Consider the following 2,071-nt stretch of genomic DNA (forward strand, 5'->3'; position numbering starts at 1 on the left):
AATTTTACTTTCTACCATTTTTTTGTACCTAAATCATATTCCGGACGAGTCTAATTAAAACTGCCAAAGTAACGGGAGGGTAAAAGGATGATTGTCTTGCTGACAGGTGACGACCAACACGCCATCCAGGAACAGCTAAACCAATACAAAGCAGAGATTGATTCCCAATGGCTCACACTTTGCTATCACCGATTTCCAGCTGATCGCCTTGACCAAGCTATCAGTGTAGCTCGCACTCGTTCCCTGACTGGTGGTAAAAAACTGGTGATTGTCGAAAATTGCCACCTCAAGCAGTGGGGTGATACTGAGTTAGAAACTTTGCAGCAGCTTGTTCAAGTGCCTGAATTCACAATTCTGGTGTTTGTCGCCACCAATGTAGATAAGCGCCTGAAGATTTACAAACATCTTGTCAAGTATGCCAAGTTGTTTGAGTTTCCATTGATACCACCTTGGCGTACTGATTTAATTGAAAAGGCGATCGGTACTCAGGCTAAAAAAATTAAGCTGGTGCTGTCAAAGAATGCGGTGGAATATCTAGCAGAAGCAATTGGTAACGACATGACCCGTGCAGCCACAGAGTTACGCAAACTGTATATCTATGGTAATGGCAGACAACTTGAGCTTGCAGAAGTAAAAGAGTTAGTGCCATGTCAGACTCAGAATAGCCTACAACTGGCATCTGCTATTCGCCAAGGAGAAAGTAATCAAGTTTTGCACCTGCTGGATGATTTACTGTCACGCTCGGAACCATTAATGGTGATTGTTGCTACTCTCCTAACCCAGTTTAGAACTTGGCTGTGGGTTAAATCTGCGATCGCTTCTGGGGTTAAGAAAGATAGTGAATTAGCTGAAATGTGCAGTATCAGCAATCCTAATCGCATTTACTATTTGCGTCAGGAGGTAGCAAATACAAGCATCAATGCTTTAGCTAAGGCAGTAACTATGATGCTGGATTTGGAGATGTCTATTAAGAGGGGTGCTGAAGGTAAGAATTTACTGCCAACAATTCTTAGCATTAGCAGGTTATTTAAGTTAACTTAATCAGCGTAAAATTGACTGATAACTTTGGATTTTGGATTGTATATTTGATTCCAGTCTAAAATCCAAACTCACTAATTAATAATATTAGTATTTAACATAACTTTCACAAGTTATGTTTTTATTTATCTCGCCTTAGAGAAATTCAGTGCTATTAAGAAACCAATTTTCAACCCTGAAATTATTAAAAAACTCAAAATCCGAAACATTATTAGTTACCAGTATTAAATTATTACAGTAAGCAATACTCGCAATTTGACCATCTACAAAAGCAGGAGTTTTGCCAATTTTGGATAATATAGCCCTTTCTTGGGCGTGCCATTGTGCCGCCTTTAAATCGTAATCAAGGACTGGTAAATTTAATACCGATTCATGAATATAATTCCAAAGAGACTCTCGCCGCTTAGATTCTGGTAACCGCAAACAGCCATGTAAAAGTTCATGAACAACAACACTAGAAACGGCAACTTCTGATTTATGAATATCTAGTTTGTGCAAAACATTGGCATTAGGAATAGGACGTGCTGGCTCAGATAGAATATTGGTATCAAGTAAGTATTTCAAGCTCATAGATCAATTTCTCTGCCCACACTACGATCTCGTAGGTCAGCGAAATCATCATCAGTAAAGATAATCCCCTCGCTTTGGATTACGCTTCTAAATTTTTGTAATCCCTGCCAAAAATTATCCCCTCTAGATTCCTCCTTTTTTTGACGGAGAAACTCAAATAAAAAGTCCTGTTCTTCTTTAGGCAAACTTTCAATAGAATTAATAATTTCTTGTAAAGTCATTATCGAACCTCCTAATCAAGTAAACCCTACCTTTGCTAACTCTATTTTAATCTCTAAATCCAAAGCCTCAGCCCCTTACATTTAGCCAATTTCCGCAAAAATTCTGATACAGGGCGCAGTGGCGGCAAATGTTTCTGGAGGACAAAAGCAGCGATTAGTGATCGCTGGATGGTTTACTGTAACGCCCCTGACGGGGCGACAAAAAGTGCTATGATGCAGACATAATAAGCCTCATAGCCCTC

The 2,071-nt window shown here is 39.4% G+C and carries 3 protein-coding genes; 1 reads left to right on the top strand and 2 read right to left on the bottom strand.

All coding sequences use genetic code 11. The features are described from left to right. The first annotated feature begins 87 nt into the window (after positions 1-87). Positions 88-1,041: a DNA polymerase III subunit delta gene (gene holA, locus AC5JMK_RS15025; RefSeq protein WP_495910459.1), complete on the top strand. Its 954-nt coding sequence runs from the start codon at positions 88-90 to the stop codon at positions 1,039-1,041. Positions 1,042-1,173: 132 nt separating this feature from the next. On the opposite strand, the gene AC5JMK_RS15030 is transcribed toward holA, so the two are convergent. Together AC5JMK_RS15030 and AC5JMK_RS15035 are read right to left on the bottom strand one after the other, a co-directional pair. Beyond that, positions 1,174-1,608, bottom strand: coding sequence for a type II toxin-antitoxin system VapC family toxin (locus AC5JMK_RS15030; RefSeq protein WP_495910460.1), 435 nt, complete (start codon positions 1,606-1,608; stop codon positions 1,174-1,176). Continuing rightward, entirely contained in the window at positions 1,605-1,829 is a 225-nt protein-coding gene (locus tag AC5JMK_RS15035) for a hypothetical protein (RefSeq protein WP_495910461.1), read from the bottom strand. Before AC5JMK_RS15035 ends, AC5JMK_RS15030 begins: the two co-directional genes overlap by 4 nt. Between the last annotated feature and the right edge of the window lie 242 nt (positions 1,830-2,071).

It is taken from the genome of Pelatocladus sp. (assembly GCF_059505505.1).